Source organism: Pseudoalteromonas sp. SCSIO 43210 (assembly GCF_054133285.1).
Window position 1 is genome coordinate 1,800,780 of record NZ_CP087225.1, and the last position, 26,998, is coordinate 1,827,777.

A 26,998-nucleotide genomic window follows, 5' to 3' on the forward strand; every position below is an offset into this window, starting at 1 on the left:
AGGCCCTTTTTTATTGCTTTAAATAAAGTTAGAACATTGAAGCACAATTACAGATCAGACTTTAACTAGGGCGTGTTGATCTTTGTGGATTGAAATTTGTTCAATCTAGGGCGATTAAATCGCGGCGCGAGGTTTGTAACCTAGTGGGCTAAGTAAAAACCGAGCAAAGCTTCCGCGTCCTGCTCACGCCCCTTACCTACATCCCTGTCTCTTATACACAAGTCTTTGAATATCGTTAAGTCTGTGATCTAATCGATCATCATCACTCATAGATTTATCATATGCACACAAACACTTCTGAAGAATGGGCTCAATTAATTTTTGGTAATGCTAATTTAGGAGATCCGAGACGCACCCGACGATTAGCTCTACTAGCAAGCGATATGGCTGAGAATGCAGACAGCTCAATTGTTAAGGCTTCTGATACACCCGCAAAAATTGAAGCCGCTTATCGTTTCATTAGAAATGAGAAAATATCCCCTCAAGCGATTGCCGATTCAGGATTCTCACAAACGAGTGAAGCGGTAAAGCAGTTGCCTTTGGTTCTCGCTATCCAAGATACGACAGGATTGACATTTAAACACAGTGTTTGCAAAGAATTAGGCGATGTGAACTGTGCAAATACATTAGGAAAACCATCAAAAACAAGAACGCTATATGCGCATTCAACTTTAGCAATTGATGCAGATACGGAGCACGTTATTGGTTTACTTGACCAGTACTATTGGTTTAGGAAATCAAAGGTTAAAGGGACTAAAGATCAACAACAGCAACGCCCTTACGAAGAGAAAGAAAGCTATCGCTGGCAACAAACATTAATGGATATAAAAAAACGTACAGGTGAATTATCAAATATACTTAACATCTGCGACAGAGAAGCTGACATTTATGAGTACATGACTTACCAAAAAGATGAAGGGCATCGATTTTTAGTCAGAGCAAAAGAAAATAGAAAATTAATAGAGCCTCAATGCAATCTCAATCAGTTAATAGAAACAGCGCAGGGTCAGTGTTGTTACACTATTAATATAGCGCAACGTGCGGGAAGAAAAGCGCGTCAGGCCCGAATTACATTGAGCTATCAACCTATAACACTCGCCAAGCCTAAGCGAGTACAAGGGCAAGAATCACCGACATTGAGCGTCAATGTCATTGTCTGTCAGGAAAAAGAAAGTACGCAAAAAAATCCATTATGTTGGATTTTATATACGACAGAGCCCGTAAACACAGCAGAAGATGCCCAGAAATTAGTAAGATACTATGAACTTCGCTGGCGTGTAGAGGAGTTTCATAAAACATGGAAAACAGATGGAACCGAAGTAGAAGATTTACGTTTGCAGCACAGTGATAATATTTTACGAATTGCGATCATTAAGGCGTTTATTGCTGTCAGGTTATTACAGCTGCAAAATATGGCGCAAAGGAGTGAATTAGACAAAGAGGTGAGATGTACAACGTGTGTTAAAGAGATGACGTGGAAATTACTATGGGCAAAGGTTGAAAAGGATGTGTTGCCGGATAAAGTACCGTCTCTCCATTGGCTATACTATAGTTTAGCGAAATTGGGAGGGTGGTATGACAGTAAAAGAAATGGTCGAGTTGGCGTAAAAGCACTCTGGAAGGGGTGGTTGAAATTAGCAGAAATGGTCGAATCTGCCGAATTGTTAATATCAATTCAGCAGACAGAAAAGTTGTGATCAAGAGACAGACCTACATCCATGTAGGCAACAAAGAGTTTATCGTCCCTAGAAAGAACCCAAAGGGCAGCGCATGTTTGGTATTTATGCTACGTTATCGCCTATTCATGGGGAATAACCACACTACATAAGCTCCGCCTTGCCTAAAAACCAAACATACTGCTGCAAATTCACCAACCAAAGTTCAACACGGCCTTGCCAAATCATTTTGGATCACTATTTAACTACCTGTCTCAATTTACAGATCAGAGTTTAACTAACCTTTCATAAAACGGTATATTTGGGGTGATTTTGCTGTAAAAAGCGTTTACGGCAACTTTAAAAGGCGGGTAAGTGACTGATTTTTGCTTTAATAGGCAAGCTAAACGAATTTATAAACCGATTTTTTACTAACTTCTTTGTGCTATAAAACAAAATTTTACTAACTGAAAGGCTACAAACAGTGACTCAAACCGATTTTTTACCAACTCAAGTTACAAAAAATGTTATAAACCGAAATTTTACTAACTGAAGTTTTAGCTAAGTCCGATATTTAACTGTCACAGAAGTGTAAAGGGGGTTTACAGTTTGAATACTATAGTGGTAAATATAAAAGCCACTTATTTGAAGTGGCTTTTATTTGAGCTATAAATTTATTATTTAGTGTGTTTATCAAACCACCATTGAATATAAGCAACTTTTGTCATTAAGTTTGATGGCCGAGCTGTAATGCCATGTGAAGCATTAGGAATTCGCACCATTGCAGTATCAACACCTTGTAATTTTAATGCCTGATAAAACTGCTCAGTTTCTGAAATTGGTGTACGGTAGTCAGATTCACCAGTGAGCAACATAGTAGGAGTTTTAACGTTTCCAACATAGCTAATAGGCGAGCGTTTCATGTAGTGCTCAATGTGATCCCATGGTTTACCTGGGAACCAATAATCAGCAAAAAACGGGTAAAAATCTGCTGTTAGTACAAAACTGATCCAATTAATAACCGGTTTGGCAACTACAGCCGCAGCAAAGCGATCGGTATGACCTACAATCCAAGCTGTTAGCACACCGCCACCAGAGCCACCGGTTACAAACAATTTAGACTCGTCAATAAAGCCTTTCGCTATTAGCGCATCAACACCTGTCATTAAGTCATCAAAATCGTTACTTGGGTAATTATGATGAATAGTTTGTGCAAACTCTTTACCATAGGAATCACTACCACGTGGGTTCATGTATAAAACGACATTACCTTTGGCTGCAAACAGTTGAATTTCAGCGCTAAAGTGCGGGCCATAATTAGCGACAGGGCCGCCGTGAATTTCTAGTATTAGCGGGTATTTTTTGCTGCTATCAAATTCTGGCGGGTAGGCAACCCACCCCTGAATAGGAAGCTCATCGTGGCTTGATTTAACCCAAATTTCTTCCACTTTAGCCAAAGCTTTGTCGCCCAATGCATCTGCATTAAGGGTAGTTAAACGCTGCGCTTTACCGCGTTTAATTGTTGCTATATCAGCAGGGCGCTGGGTATCTGCAAGGGTAAAGGCTACCTCACCAGTTTCACTTACATCAAAGTCGCCACCAGAATAAGGGCGACCAAAGGCAACGCTGCCAATTTGGGTTGTTATTATTTTACGCTTGCCACTGCGTGGTTGATAGGCGAGGGCGGTTTGGCCTTTATCGGCGTAACTAAAGTACACACCTTTTGAATTGGCACTCCATTTTATTTGCCCAACGCTACGATCAAAATTTGGCGTTAAACTAGTTGTGTTACCTGTTTTTAAATCACGAATATAAAGTTGAGCATTTTCGTAATTAGTGCGTTTATCGTCATAACCTGTGTACGCTAAGTAACGGCCATCGGGCGATACTTTAGGTTGTTCATCAGGGCCATCTCGGTTAGTAATTTCGGTTATAGTTTGCGAGGCCAAATCAAGTTTATAAATTTCATTATTTGTGAATTTTAGCTGGTTGTTTTTATGTCGGTTTGCAGAAAAATAAAGTGATTTACCATCGTTACTAAAGCTTACATCGCCGGCGTTATCAAACTCATCATGAGTGAGTCGCTTGGCATTACCACCATTAGCATCTATGGAAAATAATTGGCTAAAACCTTTTTGTGTGTAACCGCCACCATCTGAACGGTAATACACATCATCAATAAATTTAGCGGGTTCTGCCCACGTTGCCCCTTTTGGTTTACCGGGCAGGTTTACGGGGGCTGAAGTTGCACTTGGTACAAACATGCTAAATATTAATTGGCTAGAATCAGGGCTCCATGTAATTGCACGAGGGCTACTCGTTAAGTTACTGATTTTTGCCATAGCACCTGTTTTAAGCCATTTTATATATATTTGGCTGCTGCCATCACGTGTTGATATAAACGCAAGGCGTTGACCATCAGGAGAGAGTACTGGCGAATAATCCATATGCACGCCAGAGGTTAATGGTTGCATTTGTTTGGTTTTGTAATCAACAAACCAAATATTACCCACTTTGCGATCTGTTTTTATATCCATACGATTACGCACAAAGTAAACGGTTTTACCGTCTTCGGTTATATCTATCTGATTCGCATATTCAAGGTCGAATACGTTTTCAAGTTGTAGCGTTTGCTCTGTTTGACTCGTAAAACCTGAAAAACTGACTGTTGCCAAAAGCGCAAAAGGGGCAATAAACTTCATTTTTATTCCTTGTTATTAAACAGTATCACATCTGTTATAAGGCAATAATGATTGAAAATAAACCCGATTGCGATGAATGCACATTACTTAGATAATGACTTATTTGAGTAATATGCATTTCAAGGGATTAAGCTAAAGCAACTGCTTGCTGAGCTTGTTCTTGCAACTCTGCCTGTAATGAGTGTGCTATTTCTGCTGACCTTACTGAAAGTATTGAGAGTAAGGTGTCGCTTAAACCATGGGATGATTCTGAACGCCCTTGCAAAAATAACGATGGAAGAAAACGTTCGTCCGTTTTAACTTGATAATTTCGATCAATATCAATGTTTCCTAAATAGGCTTTAATCGGTTCTAACATAGGCGCCATTTTAGGTCGTTGATACCCTGTTGCTAAAATTACTAAATCGTAATTATTCGTAGCATGCTGATTTGATTTTCTATCAAGTATAGACAGCGTTATTTTTCCATTTTTTTCAGATGCTTCAGTAACTTCACTGTTAGGGCAATATGTATGTTGCTCCATCATGGCAACTTTTTGTTGATAAAAAATATTATATATTTGCTCAATCATCGATGAGTCAACAGCTGAATAATTAGCGTATTTATATTCTTTTAATAGCTCTTCTCTTTCTTGCTGCGTTTTACTGAATATAGAGTCTGTTGATGATGGGTTAAAAATTTCATTCACATAGGGACTTGAATCTGCTGGCTTCATCGAATTACCACGCATAATTAAATCAACTTTTGCGTGTGGATAATTATCATCAATATCAATAAAAGCTTCCGCAGCACTTTGCCCACCACCGATTATAGCAATGCGTAAATCTTTTGTTTTTACTGGAATAAGTTTAGCCATTTTTGATAGGTAGTGAGTATGATGAAATACAAGCGGGGTTTGTTTTAGCGGTTGAAAAACTTCCGGTATTAAAGGGGTTCCGCCAGTGCCCATAACAAGTGATTTAGTAAAACGGATCTTACTTGTACCACCTGTATCTGCTGTTGTCACTTTGAGTAATTTTACTTTTTGATTATCCATAACCGGCTCAATAGAGGTAACCTCTTCGCCGTATTGACATTGAGAAGAAAAATGACCCGCAACCCAGCGAAGGTAGTCATTAAATTCTAACCTGCTTGGGTAGAAAGTACTTAAATTTATGAAGTCCACTAAACGATTATGTGAATGTAAATAATTTAAGAAAGAGTAAGGGCTGGTTGGATTTCTCAATGTAACAAGATCTTTCAAAAATGAGACTTGTAGCCCACTTTGGTTAGTAATAGTATCACCATGCCATTGATATTCTCGCTGTTTATCAATAAATAAGGCATTTAGTGTGGTGGAATTGCTCTTAATTTCTTCTAAGGCAATCGCCAAAGCTATATTTGATGGGCCAAATCCGACACCAATGATATCGTATGTAGGTATTAGTGGCTGTGCCATGCTTAAACTCCTCGTTTAAAACAACTTTTATCTGCTACATAAATTTACTTTTGTTTATAAAAATGTGTAGCAGTGGGTATTAGCTGAATAAGGATTCATTAAGTATCCTTATTTAATGAATTACGTTAATTTAGCTTTTTTTTTCAACAACCCAAGGTGAAATGCTTGCTAGTTTTTCACTGGTTTCGGTGAGTTCTCTTTCTGGTGTTGAATCAAGTACAATTCCGGCTCCAGCCTGTAACCAGTGCTGATCGCCTTTACTCATAACACTGCGTAAAACTAATGCTGCGTCAATAACGCCTGTGTGATCTAGTTTTAAAATTGCGCCTGCATAAAGCCCTCTGCTACTGCCTTCGTGTCGTCGTATTTCTGAAAAAGCAGCCAGCTTTTGAATACCAGACGCTGTAACAGCAGGGAATAGGCTTTCGAATGCATGCCAAGCGTTATATTCTGTTTTTAGAGTGCCACAGACTCTCGAAGCTAAATGTTGCACAGAACCTCGCTTTTTTTGAACCATGAACTGTGGTACATGTACAGATTCTGGTTCACAAACTTCATTCATTTCGTCAACTGAAAGTCTCACAGATATTGCGTGTTCGTGGGTTTCTTTTGGATCTCTTAGTAACTCATCAAATATTTTTTGATCTGTTTCTGGATTACCTTCTAATCGTCGAGTACCCGCTAACGGCTCTGTTGTAACTTTACGGTTTTCATCAACTGAAAGTACAATTTCAGGACTAAACCCAGTGATTTTCCAACCAGCTAAATTCATTGTAAATGAACGAGCAGGTGTGTTCATCGAACGCCCTTGAAGCCAAGTCGCAGTGTAATCGGGCGAAAAATGTAGGGGAACCTTACGCGAGAGTATGACTTTTTCTAGTAAACCATTTTTAATATTGGCGACAGACTTTTTGACTGCATTTTTATAATTAATATTGTCTGGTATTTCAACATTTTTGTAAGGAACGTGTGCTCGTACAACTGCATTTTCTAGTATTAAGCGTACTTGCTGCTCAAGTTCACTGGATTTAGATTTAATGAGTGTTGGTTTTTTCCCTAGGGATACCGTTATTTTTGGCTCACAAATAAATAATAACGCTTCTTGACCTGCTTTTTCTTCTTCGGTTAATAGTTCTGGTGATTTCAGGGCATACGCGAATTCAAAACTAGACCATCCGCATGCTTGCCACTCACCATCCCAAGTATTTAATTCTTGCTGTAGGACTTGGCAGAGGTTTTCGCTGTTAACTTGGCGCTGAGTTTTTCCTGCAGAGGTATTAGATTCAATGTGAGTTGCAAATACGGTTATAGATCGAACAATACCCCCTGCAAACCAACATTCACCGTTATCTTCGTAAATTAAATATTCTTTAAATATACCACTGTCGGCTAGAGCGGCTGCTCGTGCGAAGATTAAATTTTGCTCATCGCTTTGGGTTGTGCCTTCATTGGAAAAATTAGTTTTCATAATATCTTATGCTCCTTTTCAAAATACATTTTGCATACACACGGGATTAATTTTCAATCAATGTGTTGCAATAATAACTACAGTAAATAATAATGCAAATTATTATTGTTTATATTTTAGGGTCTGTTTTATGGATAATGCACTTAGGCTAAAGCTTGCGAGAAAATTGGCGGCAACTCGAAAAATAATCATGCCGAATAATAATGTGGACTCTTTATCGACATTAAATCAAAGCTTTACAGTTTCAAAAGCAAAAAATGAGACCAGTTATGTACTTTCTAATGCGCAAGAAAGGATGTGGTTACTTAATCAACTGGACCCACTTTCGTCTGCTTACAATGTTTGTGTCTTGTGGCAATTTAAAGGTTGTTTAGATGCGCGTGTTTTACAGCAAAGTTGTTTTGAATTAGTGAACAGGCACAGTATTTTTCGAACTTCCTATTATGCAGACCCTATTGTTGGTGCTCGACAAAAAGTGCTTGATGAGTTTCCTTTGCAGTGGTGTGAATATGATTTACAAGATTTAGATCATCAGACGCGAGAAGTACGTCTTAAAGAAATAGCACAACATGCAAGTACAGAACCTTTCGATCTTGCAACTAAGAGTACACTTCGACTTGCTCTCGTAAAAATGACCGACAGTCATCACACTTTAGTTATGGTAGGGCAACATATTGTTTGGGACGGGGCGTCATTTGGTATTTTTTCTAATGAATTATCAACATACTATAGGCTAATTAAGAGCGGCGAATCTAAACAACGGGCTCCTTTACCCATCCAGTATTTAGATTTTGCTCAATGGCATCGTGAAAAATGGCAACAAGATTCCGAGCAAAGCAAAGAGCAGGTTGCGTTCTGGCAAAAGCAGCTTACACCGCTACCTGAGCCTATTGATTTTCCAACTGACTTTCCTCGGGGAGTGAAGCAAAATGAAAATGGTGGCTGGCACAGTGATAATCTTGATCAAGCAACAACACAAACCCTACTTACGTTAGCACGAGAAGAACAAGTTACAACTTTTGAAGCCATTATTGCGGTGATTGCTTTATTAATGACTCGGCTTTCTAGGGCCTCAGAAGTGACGATAGGGACAGTGGCTTCGCATCGTAATTTACCTGAGCTGAGTGACCTGATAGGTAATTTTGGGAATGTTATTCCACTGCGGATTAAGGTTGATAATAAACTTTGTTTTCGTGAACTGATCCGTGATTGTGCGACACAATGTCGTGCTGCTTTTTCACATGCAGATTTACCCTTTGAATTATTACTTGAAAAATTACAAATAAAACGAGGGGAATCGCAAAACCCATTATTAGACACTATGGTGACTTTCTTAAGCCATGGGATGTCTCCACCCATAATAGATGACTTAGATGTACATTGGGAAAAGTATTTTAATGGTACAACGCAAACAGATCTCTCTTTTGACGCATTATTAAAAGATAACTGCCTTCAGTTTCAAGCCACTTGGCGTGCTTCATTATATCGACCAAAAACCATACCAAATCATTTGAAACGGTTGCTACAGTTACTTAAACATTGTGTCCAAGAACCAGATATAGCACTAGCTAACATTACCACTGTATTACCCGATGAAAATCAATTAATAAAATGGGGTCAACGCGATGCTTTTGCAAGCCCAATAACAACGCTCGTTGCTTGGTTTGAGAATACCGTGAGTAAATACCCAAATCGAACTGCCGTTGAGTTAGTTGGCAGTGAAACGATAAAGAGTGTTTTGCAACAACAAAACGTGCTGCATGACCTCAGTTTTTTAACGCTCAATGCAAGAGCAAATAGAGTCGCAAGGTGGCTAGTATCGCAAGGGATTGGGCCAGAAGATCGGGTTGCCATAATAATGCCTCGCCAGTTGGAATGGTTCGTTGTGATGCTTGGTACACTCAAGGCAGGTGCCGCTATTGTACCTATAGATCCAAATTATCCAGAGGATTACATTAACCGAGTACTTACATTGGCGGCGCCAAATATAGTAATTAATAATGGTGATGCACATTCATTTGAATCAGCTAAAGCGGCTGAATTACAAACTAAAACAGTCAGTCTGTTAGTTATTGAGAATGAAGCATTAAGTATAAAAAATAGTGATCTTAATCTTACAAACGAAGAGAGATGCCGGCCATTGCGCCCATCTCATCCAGCCTGTATTACGTTTACATCCGGCTCAACAGGGCAGCCAAAAGGTGTGGTTGTAAAACATGCTTCGCTGGTTAACCTTATTGCTAGTCATAAACACGATCTCTATAGCGAAGCTTCTGCGCTTGTAGAACATAATCAGCTAAAAGTTGGCCATGCTTGGTCTTTGGCTTTTGATGCCTCATGGCAACCTACACTGTGGATGTTTGAAGGCCATAAAGTCTATTTATTTGATGCAAATACGATGCAAGACGCGGTCACTCTTGCCAAAGAGATAATGCTTAAAAAAATGGATTTTATTGAGTTAACTCCCAGTATGCTAGATGAAGTATTACCGTGGTTACAGTCAGGACTTACAGATACAAATGGGCAATTTATTGAACCTCACACACCTGCAATATTGGGTTTTGGTGGTGAATCGGTAAAACAAGAGCTTTGGCAACGTATAAAGAGCCTTCCTGGTACGTTGGGCTTTAATTTATATGGCCCGACAGAGGCAACAGTGGATGCGATGATTGCTAAAACCAATGCCGCTGAAAAGCCGGTAATAGGTGGGCCGGTTGCAGGAGGGCAAGTTTATGTTTTAGATAGTTGCTTGCAATTAGCGCCTTTAGGGGTGCCTGGTGAGCTTGCAATTGCTGGTGCTGGATTAGCAAGAGGGTACCTTGATCGTAGTGATTTAACAGCAAGCAAGTTTATTGCTAATCCTTTTGCTGAACAAGGTGAAAGACTTTATCTAAGTGGTGATAGAGTAAAATGGACAACTCAAGGAAATATTGAATACATTGGCCGTATAGACGAGCAAGTGAAAATTAGAGGTTTTCGTGTTGAGCCGCTCGAAGTTGAGTCAACCATTGAGCTGTTAATTAAATGTCCTTGCGCTGTCATTGCCAGAGCAGTTACTCAAAGTGCGATGGAGTTAATTTGTTATATTGAAAATGAAATAGAGCAACTAAGCGATAATCAAGAGGCTAATTTAAACTTAATAGCTCGCTTTCGCTATGTATGTGAGCAAGCTCTACCCCCTCACTTAGTCCCCAAGTATTTTGTAATTAATAAAAAACTACCTAAGTTACCTAATGGAAAAATTAATCGTAAAGCGCTGTCGATACCTGAAGATTTAGGTGTTATTGCCAAAAGAGCCCCTCGCAATGAACTGGAGAAAAAGCTATGTAATTTAGTGTGTGACGTTTTAGGGATTGAGACAATAGGCATTGACGATGGATTTTTTGCAGTGGGTGGCGATAGTATTTCAGTTGTAAAATTAGTCAGTCGCGCTCGTCGAGAAGGGATCCACCTTACTCCTCGTCAAGTATTTAATGCAAAATGCATTGCGAATTTGGTTAAAGAATTACACGAAGTTGATCCCCTCGGAGACAGTCAAAATAGTAAAACGGTTAACCACGATAGTAATGATAAAGGTCAGCTTACTTCAACTTTATTAATGCAGCGCTACCTTAATGCAGCGACACCGCTTGATCGATTTGCACAACTAGCAAGTGTAGTAGTGCCTGAAAGTATGACGGCTGGTGAACTAAAAAAGCTTGTGTATGCTTTACTTAATCGCCATGGGTTGTTGCGAGCTCAATTGGTGCAATCGGGTACGGGGGAGTTATCCCTAAATGTTCCGGTTGAAAATACCCAAACTATTTATTGTGAGCAAACTTATCAACAGTGTGATGATGATAAGTATAGAGTGTATTCTGAAAATGCTGATTTACCCACTTTAGAAAACTCAGGTGTATTATCAGCAGCTGAGTTGGCAAAACAACTATGCAGTAATTTAAGTCCTGAAAATGGTGTTATGGTTGCCGTATTGTTAGTTAAAGAAAATGAAAATAATAACCAAAGGGCTTGGTTTGCCATAAACCATTTAGTCATAGATGCCTCATCATGGCATATTTTGGCTGAAGACCTTGCGATTGTCCGAAATCAGCAAGTGAGTAATGAAAAACTTGAATTACCTCCTGTACCAACATCATGGCGTAGTTGGTCCAATCATATAAATAAATTAAGCCAGCAGTATATACCTGCGCCAAATTCAACCAATTTGGGAACGTTGGCAAGTGCTCACACATTAACTTGGAGCTTGGAACCTTATAATAAAACATGTCCTGCATTAACTGTCGCTCGTAGGTTAGGGCTTCCACTGGCTAGTTTATTACCTGCTATAAGTTGCTTAGCTGCTATTACATCAAAATTAAAACCAGCGCTAGATAATCGCTGCCCTACCTTGGTACTAGAGCGGCATGGTCGAGAAGTACAGGAACCAACACAAGATTTAAGCAGGACCATTGGCTGGTTTGCCCGTGAAGTTTATGTGGCTCTCAATAGTGATGTTTTAAAGACTAAATCGGACGAAATGTCGAGCCAGTTGATAGAAACAGTGTTGCGTAAATGGTGTGGTCAAATTATTCAGCAAGACTCTCCTTTTGTATCATCAAGTGGTGTCGCGCCTGCTCAACAAGGTGTAAATGGATGGTTAGTCGGTTTTAATTTTCTTGGTGATTTAAATTTATCCTCCAATTCAGATTTATGGTCAGTAACTCCGCTTCTTGAGCAGCTCACTGAAGCTTGCTCCGATCACTGGCCGTTACTAAATTCTTTAGATTTAACAGCCTATTACAGCCAACAAAAAGGGATAAAAACACTTCACTTTAATGCGATAGCACCTAGTAGCGAATTGCACCATAGTGATCTACTACGATTTAAAGCTGAGTTAAATAAGCTTTTTCATCAACTACACGACTGTTTTATTGAAGAACAACAACAGCTACAAGCGCAAGGTCTTGTTGATAGTAATAATTTGACAATTAAGCCAGCTACGCCACTGCAAGTTGAAATGCTTCGCCACTGTCATGGACTAGCAGATCCATGGACAACACAAATGGAAATAACTCTTTCTAATCAACACAACCCAGAAATATCTGAAAGTGCTTTAAAAGCAGGGGCCGCGGATCTTCTGCGCCGTCATGACGCGCTAAGATCAGGCTTTTTTGTGAAAACATTTTCTACCTTTACTGCCGATATACTCGAGCCTGTATGGGAAACTTTAGATTTACGTGGTGAACCAAGTGAGCAATATGAAGCACTGTTAGCGCAGCATCGCACAGCATGGTACCAATATCGCTTTGAATTTGATGCTCCGCCACTCATGCGATTTTTATCTATACGTATAAGTGATAGTCAGTGGCTAATTTTGATTCATTGTCATCACTTACTGCTTGATGGTTGGTCAGCCCCTCGAATTTTGCAAGAGTGGCTTGGAGGAATGAGTGCTGAAGCCACTTTAGCTTATCCAAATTTACATTGGGGTCAATATCTTGATTGGTTACAAAAACAAGATCCGACAATAGCTTGTCAATATTGGAATAAAGCGCTGAATGGTTTCAAAGCCCCTTCATTATTGTGCCCGACAAGACAGCAACGATTTCCTTCACAAGAATTATCTAGTGTGCTTTGTGCTGCTGTAAACACAGATGTTAAAGCATTAGCTGCAAAGATTAATGTATCTACGGCCATGCTATTTCAATTGGCATGGGCTAAAACAGTGGGTAATGCACTTAATCAGGACGATGTCGTATTTGGTTTATTTGATTCTGGTCGTGCAGCGTCGTTAGCAGGTATTGAAACGCTTGTTGGATTGGTTACTCAGTTAGTACCAATACGGATTAAGACCGATCCTTTGAGTAGTCCAATTGCGTTGTTGCAGCAGTTGCAAACTGAGCAATTTGAATGGCAAGCGTTAGCTCCGGTTAGGTTGGATAATTTGGAGGCGACTCATCGTTTTGGTGAATTTTTTGATACTTTATTAGTTATTGAAAATGCCCTTGATGCGGATACACAAACCGCAGAGCCAATTAAACAAGTCGATTCATCTCAAGGGCTTACATTACCAGTTGCATTGGCAGGATTGAAGGATGTTAAGTGGCAAGATTCGGTTGGCCAAGCCGCTGCTTTATTTATCTACCCTGGTGCAACAACCAAGATCCGTTTGAGCTTTGACCCGCATGCAGTGGGTCAAAAACGTAGCGCTCAGCTATTAACTGATTTTGAGTTCTATTTGCAAGAAGTTGTCGATAGTTGTAACAAATTCAGTCATGAAGCCGCAAATTCTGCGCAACTTAATAACAGCGAATTAAACCCCCTATCAACAGTCTCTTTGGAGTTAAATCATGAGTGAAAATATTTTCGATGATGAATCAATGGCATTTGTAGTTCTTATCAATCATGAAAAACAGTATTCGTTATGGCCTGAAGTATTAACTATTCCTTCTGGTTGGGAGCAGGTTTTTGGCCCTCAAACACGTGATACTTGTTTGAGTTGGCTAAATGATAATTGGACAGATTTACGTCCTAAATCACTCATAGAGATGGATGGGAATTAATATGGAGCAGATTAACAAAGGGATGCCAGCAGGTACAGCATGCCTGTATCAATCCTTTGCTGAACAAGTCGTTATGCACCCTAATCGCATCGCCGTTAGTGATGAACATAGCTCCTTGACATATAAAGCGCTTAAACAAAAAGCTGATTTGGCATCACATCGACTTTATGCAAGTGGTGTTCGTACAGGAAACTGCGTGGCTTTAATACTGCCTAGAAACTGTGAGCAAATTATTCACGTGTTAGCAATATTGCAACTTGGAGCGTGCTATGTGCCGATTGATCCCGATTACCCTAAAGAAAGGATCGATTGGATAATTGCTTGTAGTCAGCCTAGCGCAATTGTTACTCAGCGAGAGTTGAGCAAGACACTTTGGGGTAACGATTCACTTACTAAAGCTATGAGTCATTTGTTGTTTGTCGAGGACCAATTTAACTTTGTTCCAGATGAGCACGAGAAACCTGTTTACAGAGCCGCAGGTGCTTTCGCTTATATTATTTTTACTTCAGGGTCGACGGGAAACCCTAAGGGAGTTGTTGTAGGGCATCAGCAAGTTCTGGCCTTAATTAATGCGGCAATGCCTTTATTAGATGCAACACATACTGATGTTTGGGCTTTGTTTCATTCACTGGCTTTTGATTTTTCGGTGTGGGAAGTGTGGGGAGCTTTGACCACAGGAGCCAAGCTAACGATTATTCCAAAAAGTGTAATTTGGTCACCAGACGCCTTAGTGCAATATTTGAGAGCAGAAAAGGTCACTATTCTGAATCAAACGCCTTCAGCATTTTATGCCTTAATTGACGCAGAAAGTAAGGCTCTAAAAATGAGTGAGCAACCACTATGCTTGCGCAAAGTGGTCTTTGGTGGTGAAGCACTTAATTTGGATAAAGTAAAAAAATGGTGGCAGCTTTACCCTTGCGAAATATTGCAATTGATAAACATGTACGGGATCACAGAGACAACGGTGCACGTAACATGGCTAACACTAAGTGATTCACTTTGTGGCACTGAAAATAGTCCAATAGGTGAAGGGCTATCTAGTTTGGAGGTGCTTTTACTTGATGAAAATTTAGAAAAAGTGGCTGATGGTGAAATTGGTGAAATTTATGTAGCAGGAGATCAAGTGGCATTCGGTTACATCAATCGCCCTGATCTAACCGCGATGCGATTTGTTGCCAGTCCTTTTCACACTGGGAAGCGGATGTATCGTTCGGGTGACTTAGCGAAGCAAATTGATGGTCAACTCTTTTATTTTGGTCGCGCAGACAGGCAATTGAAAGTAAGGGGATTTCGTATTGAGCCGAGTGAAATAGAAGTTGTTTTAGAATCTCATGCAAAGATACAAAGAGCAGCCGTGATAGCAAAACCATGCCTCGACAGTGGTTTATCAGATGGCTTAATTGCTATTTTAATCGCGACAGAGGAATCATTTACGGCACAACCAATAGCAACATTGAGAAATTATCTATCTCAGCTTCTCCCTGTTCACTATTTACCTTCAGACTTTCTATTTGTTAAAAAATTCCCGCTAACAGTAAATGGAAAACTGGATGAGAAAGCGTTACTTATGCAGTGGCAAGCAAATCAAAAAAGTACTTCTTCTTTGCATCAACAGCGGCTAGAGCTGCTGCGTTTGAAGCAACAAGACATCCTCGCCAAGTCAACAACATGATTTGGTAAAGACAAACATTAAGAATGGAAACTACCCAAATGAATAAAAATAGTAATTCAGCCTCGCTATTAGAAGATGTACTTGCTGTCGTTAGTAATACGTTAAATTTACAGCCTGGCGCTGTCTCAGCAGAATGTAACCTAATTGAAGCAGGACTTGATTCGATCACATTAATGAACTTAGTGTCAACTTGGCGAGCGGCTGGTTATGATATTAACTTTGCAGATTTAGCTAAAAAACCATTCGTGGGGGCATGGGTTGAGTATCTTAGGGTATCGGCTGCCAGCCTCGCTGATAATACACAAGACACTATCTTTGGGGTCCCAAAAATAAAAATCGGGAAACTTCCTCATGCGCCTTTTTCACTTGCGCCTATGCAGTATGCCTATTGGTTAGGACGTGATGTTAATCAACCGCTTGGGGGTGTATCAGCGCATCTGTATTGTGAATTTGAGTTGTCGGCAATCAATGATAAGTCACAGCCATTAGACTTAGCCCGTTTGACGCTAGCAATAGAGAAACTTGTTCAACGTAATAGCTCGTTGCGTTTACAAGTATGTTCCAGCGGACAGCAAATACATAATCCAAGTAATAATACAGTGCATGTCATCTTTAATGATTTACGAGATAAACCTACTGATGTTGCGCAGCAGTTATTAGAGCAGTATCGCTCGACCTATTCATCACAAATGTTAGATATTGAGTCAGGAGAAGTATTTGCGGTCGCTTTAAGCTTATTAGAAAATGGTAACAGTCGCCTGCATTTAGACATTGATATGATAGCTGCAGACGCCGTTAGTTATCGCACGCTACTGCGTGATCTTGCACTGTTATACGATGACCCCGATGTAGAACTTGCTGATTTAGCAATGAGTTATAAAGATTGCCGAATGGCCATTGAGCATAATTGGGAGTCAATAAAAGAAAGCTCAGGAATGTGGTGGCAAACACAGCTAGCTTCTTTACCCAATGGTCCATTACTGCCTTTAAAAGCAGCTTCATCGCAGCATCCTATTACAACACGACGCCATTTTAATATTGATCCGCAGCGTAAAGCACAATTATATGCGCAATGTCGTCAGTACGGATTAACCCCATCAGTGGTGTTAGCAACCGTGCTGGCAGAAACCCTGGCTGGATGGAGCAAAGATCCGCGTTTTATTCTTAATGTTCCTTTATTTCAACGTCCACTCGCAGGCCCTAATATTAAAGAGGTGGTAGGCGACTTTAGTAGTTCAATACTCCTCGATGTTGATACTGGCCCGACTGCAACTTTTGTGACACGAGCGCGTGATGTTCAATCTAGTATGCACGAGGGAGCAGCGCGCGCAGACTACGGTGGAGTTCATGTTTTAAGAGATTTAGGGCGTGCACGTGGGCAGCAAGTAACAGCGCCTGTTGTATTTACAAGCGCATTAAATTTAGGTGAGTTATTTGATGCAAATGTGCGCCGAGTATTTGGGGATCCTATTTGGATTATTTCTCAAGGGCCACAGGTATTACTTGATGCGCAAGTAACTGAACTTGATGGTGGTATTTTAATTAACTGGGATTGTCGAGAGGATGCTTTTGTAGATGGTGTGCTCGATGCAATGTTTAATTTTTTCAGTAATACCGTGGTGAACCTTGTTACTGAGCCGGATTATTGGGATACGCATATTGGTGATACGTTACCCAAAAATAGAGCCGTTGCTGAGGTCCAAGAGCCAGTAATTACTAAAAATGTGGAACATGATGAAACCTCGTTAAGTATGCCAATAGTTCGTGTGGTAGCTTCTATTTGGCATGAAGTGATCGGGGGGGATGGTAGTAATATTCATCAAAACTTATTTGCTGCGGGTGGGGATTCTGTTTTAGCAAGTTCGTTAATCGCGCAAATTAGGGAAATCTTCGGATCCAATTCGATAGACATGAAAAGCTTATTTAGTTCACCTTCTATTGCAGGCATTGCCGCTTCAATTACTGACTCGAGCGATGCTGAAGAAGTATTACAAATTGCTCAAGTGTATTGTGAAATCTTAGATTTAGATGATGACGCACTCAGTGCTGAATTGGAAATGGAGGGGTCACTGTGACTGAGTTTGTGCCTACCGAAGCCGGGTTATATGCTTGGCCAGAAGAAATAAGCAGAAAGTACAAAGAGCAGGGGGTGTGGAGAAATGAAAACTTTGCAAATTGGTTAACTGCAAAACTTAAGCAATATGCTGATGTTATTTTGCTCAGCGGCCCCGACCTTCAATCTGGTGAATGGCAACAGATGACAGGCCAAGAAATAAGCGCTGTCGTGAATAATATAGTAGAGCATTGTCACAGTATTGGTCTTGGACGAGGTGATAAAGTGGTGATGCAAATGGGTAATAATAATGCATTTGTATTAACCTTTTTCGCTTTACTCCAGCTAGGCGTTATTCCTGTCATGGCGTTACCTGGACATGGACAACGTGAAATTTTGCATTTTGTGAAATTAACACAAGCACGTGCTTGGTTTGTTAGTGAACAATCGATTAGCTTCGATTGTCATGCATTTGCCAATGAGCTACTTAATACAGTCCCAACACTTAAACATGTTGTTGTGGATGGCCTAGATTTAAAACCGCATCCGTCAATATTATCTTTACTAGGGTTTACTAAGGCAACTGAAGCTCAAATGACAGCACTTGAGTTTCCTGGTCTCGCAGCGGATCCTGCTGAAATGGCTTTATTATTATGCTCAGGCGGTACAACAGGAATACCGAAGTTAATTCCAAGAACACATAGAGATTACCTCTACAATATAAAAGCCAGTGCTAAGCTTTGTGAATTGAGTTCACAAGACCGCTATCTTGTTGCATTACCAGCGGCGCATAATTTTCCATTAGCTTGCCCAGGTATTTTAGGTGCGATTGAAGTGGGAGCTGGTGTCGTTATGTGTCCAGTGCCGAGTCCTGAAATTGCATTTGAGTATATTGAAAAAGCAGGGGTTACGGTGACAGCGTTAGTGCCGACTTTAGTGAAAACTTGGCTTAATTATGCTGCATTAGTAACACCTCCAGCGGCATGTCTTGATTTATTACAAGTTGGCGGTGCTAAACTTGATGAAGCTACAGCTCGCAGAATCGGTAATGAACTTAATTGTAATTTACAACAAGTGTTTGGCATGGCTGAAGGACTTCTTAATTTCACTCGTAATTCAGATCCTAGTGTTTTAAAACTCAAGACTCAAGGACGTCCATTATCTGATTTGGATGAAGTTAGGGTGGTGGACGAACAAGGCCAGGATGTTGCAAAGGGAAAGTGTGGCGAGCTGTTGACCAGAGGTCCATATACAATCCGTGGTTATTATAAAGACGAGCAAGCCAATCAAAAATCATTTACTACTGAAGGTTATTACCGTACTGGGGATCAGGTAAGGCGGCTAAGCAGTGGTCATCTTATTGTTGAAGGCCGAATCCAAGAGGTTCTTCGCCGAGGTGGAGAAACTATTTCGGTTGAAACATTAGAGGCTCATTTAGCCTGCCATCATGGCATAAAAGATGTTGCTGTTGTGGGACTACCTTGCGAACAACTCGGTGAACGAACATGCGCAGTTATTGTTTCGCAAGACCCAAATTCGCCTAAGTTAGCACTCAAAGACGTAAGGCAATACTTAGCGGCACAAGGTGTTGCACGCTATATGTTGCCAGATACAGTGGCGTACGTTGAACATATCCCATTAACCGTTATAGGTAAAATTGCTCGTAAAAAATTATCTGCACAAATTCACCTTGAGCTTAATAAGCAACACCAAGCAATACAAACAGTGTGAATTAAATTAATGATGCGCAATCACCACCAGAGGATGTACCGCAATGGCTGGCTGCTGAATATAAGCAAGCTAATGATGTTGATTGTGGCTAATAGTGGATTGGTAGTGCGTTTAAAGTATTAGTTATTACTGGGAGTTTGTTGTTTAACTTGTTGATGAAACAAACTCCCTCAATACCCTTTATTTAATTATGAGGTGAGCCTTATCATCGATGAACAATTTACTTTAACGGCTGAGTTAAAGAGCGAATACCAAAGTCGAGTAATTGAGTATGCACGTGAATTACTGCAATTTGAATCGGTAACACCTGATGACGCAGGTTGCCAAGCATGGATTGCAAAAAAGTTATCAATGCTGGGAGCAAAAATCGATACATTTGAAAGTCATGGGGTGAGTAACCTAATTGCTGTTATATCTAATGGTGATGGACCCGATTTAGGTTTTTGTGGGCACACGGATGTTGTGCCCGCAGGTAATCTTAATAAATGGCAAGCCCCACCTTTTGCAGGTGAAATTAAAAATGATTACCTGATCGGTCGAGGCATCGCAGATATGAAAGGCGGTATTGCCGCAGCCTTAGTTGCAGCTGAGATGCTAGTACTCGAAGGGAGCTTTGTTGGGCGACTATGGTTTTTAATTACCAGCGATGAAGAGGGCGATGCTTTATTCGGCTCATGTGAAATTGTAAAACATTTTAAAGATGCAAAACAGGACTTGGATTATTGTATTGTTGGAGAACCGACATCAATAAAGCAGTGCGGTGACATGCTAAAAATTGGACGCAGAGGGGCGTTGAGTTTTGCCATTCAAGTTAATGGAAAAAGTGCGCACGTTGCTTATCCGACTCAAGGCATTAATGCTATCCATCATGCCTGTAGCATTGTAAAAGATTTAATGAAATTTGATTGGGATAATAGAGATAGCAATCAGCTTGGTACAACAATGCAAGTCACTCATATCGATTCAGGCTTGTGCAGCGATAATGTCATACCTGACGCTGTAATAATTAATTTAAATATTCGTTATACCACGGCTTACAGTGAAGATGATCTAATTCATTTAGTCACTCATATTGTAACGCGAACTACTAATGATTTCTCACTAACAACATCGCATGCTTGCAACCCTTATTACTCTGCAGAGAATAGTAAAAATAAACTTTCGCTAATAAAAGAGTGTAAAACAGCCATTAATCAATGTACTGGTTTGCTTCCTCAAACCTCAACTGCAGGAGGAACTTCTGATGGCCGTTTTTTTAGCGATATTTGTCCGCAAGTAGTTGAACTTGGTTTAACTAACGGCACTATCCATCAAGAAAATGAACGAGTTCATATTAGCGAGCTTGGAAATTTAACAAATATATATTTTACGGTGTTTAAAAAGTTACTAAGTAACCTGAACACGGGTTAAGAGATTTACTAACATATTGAATCATGGTGATATTTAAATTTATTTTCTCTAGCCAGAGATTTTCAGTGAAAACAAGGCGAATTTACGCGTCAATAGCTGGCCTATTGCAAGTAAATTCAACGCAGTTAGCGCTGAAAATAGCTGCTCGAGATAGATTTATTATCCAGAGTTCAGGTTAAATAAATAGGGGAAAAATAAGCTTTAATTTACTTCTCGATGTTGAATTTGCAGCCGAGTGTTTGATTTTTAGGCAAGGTAGCGCCTATGTAGTGTGGTTATTTACCATAAGTAGGCGATGACAAACATGGATGACACTCGCTGCTATTTAGGTTTGACTCGGTGATGAAACCCTTTTGTCATCCACTATTTTAATTATTCTCACAAGGATACAGCTATTAGAGTAACGCGGGCCGTTATGGGGCGACTTGGTTACACATTTTACGCCGTGATTAAATGGCCTTTAAATTGAAATAATTTAACTCTGAAAAGCTAACATACCTTATTACCTAAGAGGCTAAACTAAATTTTATAGGTCATTAAAACAATCATAATAAAAACTACAAGTTGTAAATGAAAACTGTTAGTATTTTTGTTTTCAAATTAAATTTAACATCAATGAAACCCTTATCTATTTTATTTATTATGTTTGTTACTTTACTTGCTAATAGCTATGTACATGCAAGTCCGCAGCCTGTTAATCCACAGCGAATAGTGGTTGCAGGGGGCTCAATAACAGAAGTTATTTACGCCCTTGGTGAACAACAACGCATTGTTGGCGTTGATAGCACCAGTGTTTATCCAGCCGCTGCAACTCAGAAGCCACAAATTGGCTATGTTCGCAAAATAAGCGTTGAAGGTGTGTTGTCATTAAATCCAGATCTTATCCTCGCTGAATCAGATATTGGTCCTAAAAAAATGGTTGAGCAATTAAAGCTCACTGGCGCTAACTTGGTTATCTTGCATGAAAACGACAACTTTTGGCGTATTGAAAATAAAATAGAGCAAATAGCCAAACAATTAAATGTTGTGAGTAAGGGCAATATGCTCGCAGACTCTTTGCAAGCGGACCGCAAGGCCTTGTCATATATTTTAGAGCAAACAAGTACTAAACCTAAGGTTTTGGTTATCCGCAGTAGTAAACTTATGGTTGCAGGGGCAGAGACGACTGCTGATGAGTTGGTAACTATTGCCGGTGGAGTGAATATGATGGCTCAAACAATGGTTAACTGGCAGACGATTTCAAGCGAGGCTGCATTGGCACTAAATCCTGATGTGATTATTAGTATGGGAATTGGCGCCAATGATCAGCAACCAAGCGCTGAAATATTATCTGTTTTTAAATATTCAAATGCGATAAAAAATGCACGTATTTACAATTTTGATGCGCTCTATTTGTTAAGTATGGGGCCTAGAACGCCTCAAGCGGCCGTAGAACTAGCGCATGCATTTTATCCTAAAACACGCTTGCCAGATGGCTATCAATATAGATTTTTAAAATTAGCTGAAAACAGCACAAAACAACAGGACGAGCGATAGTTATGCTGGCGTTAGGAAATAGGTTATTAGCGCAACAACGGATACGGGTTTTATCTATTCCTGTTTTGTTTATTATTTGTATATTGGTATTTTTTATTGCTCTAAGTCAGGGAGGGGTCGTGATAACGCTGCGCGAGACGATGCTAATGCTAACCCAACCGGTAGATGATCAGCTTAAACACGCTATAATTTGGCAGATCCGCCTTCCTCGTATTCTACTTTCGATGGTTGTTGGAGCTGGTTTAGCAACCTGCGGTGCTGCAATGCAAGCTTTATTTAGAAATCCATTAGCAGATCCTGGCTTGATTGGCATTGCCAGTGGTGCAGCGTTAGGTGCAGTAGCAACTATTGTATTAGGAACAAGCTTGTTTGCTAATTTTAGCGACAACTTAGGCTACTATGCGGTGCCTGTAGGGGCATTTTTGAGTTGTATAGCGGTATGCATGTTTATCTATCGGTTGGGCGCGCAAAATGGGCGTTTTACTATCGTTAGTCTACTACTGGCAGGGATTGCCGTAAATGCGATTGTAAACGCTATTATCGGTATCTTAACACTGGTAAGTAATGAGCAACAATTGCGTGATTTAACATTTTGGAGTATGGGCTCTTTGGCGGGGAATCACCTTGCGATGATAATGCCAACACTCGGTATTATTATTGGTTGTTGTATTGGTTTATTACGTTTATCTAAACCTCTTAACGTGTATTTATTAGGAGAGGCTCAAGCGAAGCATGTCGGCATTAATGTGACTAAATTGAAAAAGCAGGTTTTTATATATACGGCACTTTGCACTGCCGCAGCCGTCGCAATTACGGGCGTTATTGGTTTTGTTGGCTTAATAGTGCCGCATATTATGCGCTTAATATTAGGCCCAGATCACCGTTATTTATTACCAGCTTGTATGTTAGGGGGAGCATTAATGCTTAGCCTTGCTGATTTATTTGCCCGTACCATAATGCTACCAGCAGAAGTGCCCATTGGTCTAATAACCAGTGCTATTGGCGGTCCATTCTTTTTGATTATGCTGCTAAAAACTTACCAAGGAGCAAAGTGAACTATGTTAATTGGCAATCAACTTAGCGTAAAAATTAAACATAAAACGTTGCTGGATAATATTGATTTTTATGTAAAACCACATGAAATTGTAGTTATCATTGGTCCCAATGGCGCAGGTAAATCATCATTAATGAAAGCATTATCAGGAGATTTGCCGTTAAGTGGCGGAACGATAAATATTAATCAACGAGAGTTAAATGAGTATAGTTTGCTAGAGCTTGCTAAATTAAGGGCGGTATTAACCCAGAGCTACGAGTTAGATTTTCCTTTCACCGTTAATGAAGTTGTTGATATGGCGCATTTTAGTCATCAAGAACAGTGTACGCAGGCTACTTTGAAACAGTGCTCTAATGATGCAATGAAAGCCGTAGGGATTACTCACCTAGCACAGCAATGCTTTACTCAGCTTTCTGGTGGTGAAAAGCAACGTACTCAATTAGCGCGTGTATTGTGCCAATTACAGCCAAGTTTAACTCAGCAAAAAAATGCTTATTTATTAATTGATGAGCCAACTGCTAGCTTAGATTTATATCATCAATATGAAGTTATGAACCAAGCCGTTACAACGGCAAAACAAGGCGCGGGAGTTGTTGCTGTTCTTCATGATTTATCACTTGCTGCGAGCTTTGCAGATCGAATTTACATGCTTGATAAAGGAAAAGTTGTTGCTCATGGCTCGCCTGAAGAAGTACTAACACAGCGCCATTTAAGTAATGTTTATAATATTAATGCAAAGCTGCAAACAGATATTGAAGATGTACTTCCCCACATTATGGTGGCGGAAAAAACACTCACAAATATATGATTTTAAGTTGTATCGATTACATATTATTGAGTGTTTTTATAAAGGGGTAACTAGGGCCTGTTTATCTTTCGAGGTTAAATTTGCAGCAGTATGTTTGGTATTTAGGCAAGGCTGAGCCTATGTAGTGTGGTCACTGCCCATAAATAGGCGATAATGCAGTATAAAGACCAAACATGCGCTTCCCTTTGAGGGACGATTAACTCTTTGTTGCCTTGTTATCGACACGATTTTCTTACCTAAAAATAGATCACTTAATTAAGCTAATTGGTATTACCGCAATGAGAGTGGACAAGTGTAGCTACATCTTGTAATTCAATATTTTCAGGTATCGCTATCTCTTTGGCTGATGCCTGTAGCCATGTTTTAGCATCATCAAGTGATTTAAATACGGCTCCAGGTATACCAAAGGCTTTTTGAACGCTCATATTCTGCAATTTTTGATATTGCTCCTCAGGAACAACGATAAGCATCGCTTGAACAAGTTGTTGCATTTTCTCTGCCGCACCATTTTTAAGCCATTCTTGTGTTGCAGGACCCGCCCCTTTAGGGTGTTGTAAGGATGCTTCATCTGTATAAACACGCACTACAATAAATGCTTCAGCTCTATCAAACCAACGATCCCATGATATTAAAGAGTCTAAGTGCATTGCTAGCGTGCACTCCCCCTTTGCTACTGTTACAGCTAATGGCCAGAGGCTGCTATCGTATTTAATTGTTGTCATACTTAATAACCTTTGTTATTGATTTTATAGATTTTCCACAGCAAATAATTTAGCTTTGCCGTGGAAAAATCTGATTGATTAGAATGTATACTGTATGCCCGCACTAATCGTTCTTGGTTGGGTCAATACTGCTGTATCAAAGTTAGTATCAGGTTCATTGCTATCAGCAGGTGCTGTACCTGGATACAATGCAACAGGAGCATCTTCATCAAAAATATTACGTACTGAAAGATACACTTTAGCTTGCTCAGAGATAACGTAGTTCAAACTTGTATCAAAGGTCGCAAAAGCGTCTGTTTTACCGCCTTCATCGTTTGAAATACTGGTATACCAGCCATCAGTGTACTGGCCACTAACGTTAACAACCCAATTATTTGATTGCCATGTGGTCCCTAATTTCATAGAAGCAGAAGGAACCGTAAGTAATGAGTTCCCTTCTAGGCCTGAGTTTGGATAATCAGTGATCTCTGAATCTAACAGTGCAAAACCACCATAAAGATTGAACTGATCATTAATCTGCCAATCGGCATTAAATTCAAAACCAATAGTAGTTACTTCGTCTGCATTTCTAACTACATAAGCTTCATCACGTGAGTTTTCAGGTGTTAAATCAAAAGGTAGTTGCATGTCTGTATATTGCGAATAAAACAGGTTTTGAGATGTGCTTATACTGTTATTAGCCCATTGCTGACGACCATAGATTTCTAAAGAGTTTACGTACTCTTCATCATATTCATAGTTAACAATTGGTGCGCCAAAGGAAATGCCGCCGCCGCCTGCATTATACCCGCGAGATAATTGTAAACCGACAATATGCGTATCACTTACTTGGTAGCTGAGCCCAAGCTTAGGTAATAAGGCACTGTAGTCGTTATCGGATTCTATTTTTGCAATCGCTCTATCAGGATCACCGCCTTCACGTTTGCGGTTTTCTTTTTCGTAGCGTAAACCTGCCGTTAGCTCAAATTTGTCACTAAATGGGAGGGCACCCTCAGAGTAGATTGCAAAATTATCTGAATCATCAGTAAAGCTTTGTTTTACAATGAATTGGATCCAATCATCTTGTTTTGAAGTGTAGTAGCGACTACCAATAACCCATTGTTCGCCGTTATCACCTTGATAGCGTAAACGAGGTTCTATCACAAACTCTTTGTTATCAATATTCGCTTTAGAACCATCTGGCGTAGATTTACGTTCAAAATTAAAGTCTGTTGCTGAAGCCGTTACTTCTAACTGTAGTTGTTGAGTTAATGATGCGCTGTATTCAATGCCTAAGCTTTTAGTATGCGTAACATGAACGGGTTGTTGCGGAAAGTTAGAACGACGCTGATCAAATGGATAATCAATGATTTCACTATTTGGACCACTGTATTTGTTATCGGTTAGTGTGACAACCACGCGTGTACCGTATTTGTCATCGCCCTCATAAAGTAATTTCCCTCTAATTGCACGGCCTTCCATGTCAGCAGGGTCTTTAACACCAGGGTAAGATTCATAATCAACAGATGAACTACGTTCAAATTGATCTGCTGCAATTCGTAAGGAAAACTGCTCCGAAAGAGGTTGATTATAAATAGCTGAAAGTCGTTTTTGGTCTAAATTCCCGCCTTCAGCACGAATTGTGAACTCTTGTTCAAACGTCGGATCTTGTGTTTCTACGCGTATTGTACCTGCTATTGCATTACGCCCAGCTAAAGTACTTTGTGGCCCTCTGAGAACTTCAATTTGTTCTAGATCCCAAATACCTAAATCGCCAAAAACTATTTCGTTATAAGTCGCTGAACGACCATCAATTTGCCAGTTTAAGCGTGCTCTGCTGCCTGCAAAAAATGCATTCGCGTTTTCTGCGGCTCCAGTACCATCAATACCCCTTACTGTTGGAGCTTTACCAGTACCAGTGACCATTGTGATGTTTGGAATTTCGCTTAATACGTCTCTTACTGTTCTTAACTCGGGGCGGCTTTCAAGTTCTTTACTATCGAAAACAACAACGCTATTACCACTTTGTAGTAGACTTCTTGATAATAACTCTCCAGTAACTTCAATAACGGTCATTTGATCCACTGCGTCATTGTTATCAGAATTAGCTAAAGCTGTAGTAGATGTAAGTGCTGCGAGGGGGATTAAAACATCCTTAAATTTCACAGGTATTCCTTTTTGTAAATGTAAATGATAATTGTTTTCAATACTACATTTGGTTGTATTAA

The 26,998-nt window shown here is 39.9% G+C and carries 15 protein-coding genes; 10 read left to right on the forward strand and 5 right to left on the reverse strand.

Translation table 11 applies throughout. The annotated features are described in order from the left end of the window. Positions 1-281 precede the first annotated feature (281 nt). Positions 282-1,697 (forward strand): IS4 family transposase, encoded by a 1,416-nt coding sequence (locus LOS73_RS07785; RefSeq protein ID WP_457934785.1) that lies wholly within the window; start codon positions 282-284, stop codon positions 1,695-1,697. A 635-nt stretch (positions 1,698-2,332) separates the two neighbouring features. On the opposite strand, the gene LOS73_RS07790 is transcribed toward LOS73_RS07785, so the two are convergent. The 3 genes from LOS73_RS07790 to LOS73_RS07800 all read right to left on the reverse strand — a co-directional run bounded on the left by LOS73_RS07790 (position 2,333) and on the right by LOS73_RS07800 (position 7,263). After that, positions 2,333-4,357: a S9 family peptidase gene (locus tag LOS73_RS07790; RefSeq protein ID WP_457934786.1), complete on the reverse strand. Its 2,025-nt coding sequence runs from the start codon at positions 4,355-4,357 to the stop codon at positions 2,333-2,335. 127 nt (positions 4,358-4,484) lie between these two features. Continuing rightward, positions 4,485-5,795 carry a lysine N(6)-hydroxylase/L-ornithine N(5)-oxygenase family protein gene (locus LOS73_RS07795; RefSeq protein WP_007376671.1) on the reverse strand — a complete coding sequence of 437 codons (1,311 nt, stop codon included), beginning with the start codon at positions 5,793-5,795 and terminating at the stop codon, positions 4,485-4,487. Between the two features lie 130 nt (positions 5,796-5,925). Next, the gene (locus tag LOS73_RS07800) at positions 5,926-7,263 is read right to left on the reverse strand and encodes a salicylate synthase (protein ID WP_007376670.1); all 1,338 of its coding nucleotides are present in this window, start codon (positions 7,261-7,263) and stop codon (positions 5,926-5,928) included. Positions 7,264-7,393: 130 nt separating this feature from the next. Between LOS73_RS07800 and LOS73_RS07805 the strand changes: the two genes are divergently transcribed. The 9 genes from LOS73_RS07805 to LOS73_RS07845 all read left to right on the forward strand — a co-directional run bounded on the left by LOS73_RS07805 (position 7,394) and on the right by LOS73_RS07845 (position 24,069). Further along, a complete protein-coding gene (locus LOS73_RS07805; protein WP_033028647.1) occupies positions 7,394-13,600 on the forward strand; it encodes a non-ribosomal peptide synthetase in 6,207 nt (2,068 codons plus the stop codon). Beyond that, positions 13,593-13,805, forward strand: coding sequence for an MbtH family protein (locus LOS73_RS07810; RefSeq protein ID WP_008139329.1), 213 nt, complete (start codon positions 13,593-13,595; stop codon positions 13,803-13,805). The genes LOS73_RS07805 and LOS73_RS07810 overlap by 8 nt, the downstream gene beginning before the upstream one ends. A 1-nt stretch (position 13,806) precedes the next feature. After that, the gene (locus LOS73_RS07815) at positions 13,807-15,477 is read left to right on the forward strand and encodes an amino acid adenylation domain-containing protein (protein ID WP_157847578.1); all 1,671 of its coding nucleotides are present in this window, start codon (positions 13,807-13,809) and stop codon (positions 15,475-15,477) included. Positions 15,478-15,515: 38 nt separating this feature from the next. Further along, positions 15,516-17,552, forward strand: coding sequence for a condensation domain-containing protein (locus LOS73_RS07820; RefSeq protein WP_457934787.1), 2,037 nt, complete (start codon positions 15,516-15,518; stop codon positions 17,550-17,552). Further along, a complete protein-coding gene (locus LOS73_RS07825; protein WP_033038226.1) occupies positions 17,549-19,261 on the forward strand; it encodes a (2,3-dihydroxybenzoyl)adenylate synthase in 1,713 nt (570 codons plus the stop codon). The genes LOS73_RS07820 and LOS73_RS07825 overlap by 4 nt, the downstream gene beginning before the upstream one ends. A 195-nt stretch (positions 19,262-19,456) precedes the next feature. Next, on the forward strand, positions 19,457-20,671 hold the full coding sequence (gene dapE, locus LOS73_RS07830) for a succinyl-diaminopimelate desuccinylase (RefSeq protein ID WP_033028651.1): 1,215 nt from the start codon (positions 19,457-19,459) through the stop codon (positions 20,669-20,671). 570 nt (positions 20,672-21,241) lie between these two features. Next, positions 21,242-22,207, forward strand: coding sequence for a heme/hemin ABC transporter substrate-binding protein (locus tag LOS73_RS07835; protein WP_045984468.1), 966 nt, complete (start codon positions 21,242-21,244; stop codon positions 22,205-22,207). Positions 22,208-22,209: 2 nt separating this feature from the next. Further along, a complete protein-coding gene (locus tag LOS73_RS07840; RefSeq protein ID WP_033023434.1) occupies positions 22,210-23,262 on the forward strand; it encodes a FecCD family ABC transporter permease in 1,053 nt (350 codons plus the stop codon). A 3-nt stretch (positions 23,263-23,265) separates the two neighbouring features. Next, positions 23,266-24,069 carry a heme ABC transporter ATP-binding protein gene (locus LOS73_RS07845; protein WP_033028652.1) on the forward strand — a complete coding sequence of 268 codons (804 nt, stop codon included), beginning with the start codon at positions 23,266-23,268 and terminating at the stop codon, positions 24,067-24,069. 260 nt (positions 24,070-24,329) lie between these two features. Here LOS73_RS07845 and LOS73_RS07850 read toward each other — a convergent pair whose 3' ends face one another. Together LOS73_RS07850 and LOS73_RS07855 are read right to left on the reverse strand one after the other, a co-directional pair. Continuing rightward, positions 24,330-24,791, reverse strand: coding sequence for a hypothetical protein (locus LOS73_RS07850; RefSeq protein WP_008139338.1), 462 nt, complete (start codon positions 24,789-24,791; stop codon positions 24,330-24,332). Between the two features lie 78 nt (positions 24,792-24,869). Beyond that, a complete protein-coding gene (locus LOS73_RS07855; RefSeq protein WP_033028653.1) occupies positions 24,870-26,936 on the reverse strand; it encodes a TonB-dependent receptor in 2,067 nt (688 codons plus the stop codon). Between the last annotated feature and the right edge of the window lie 62 nt (positions 26,937-26,998).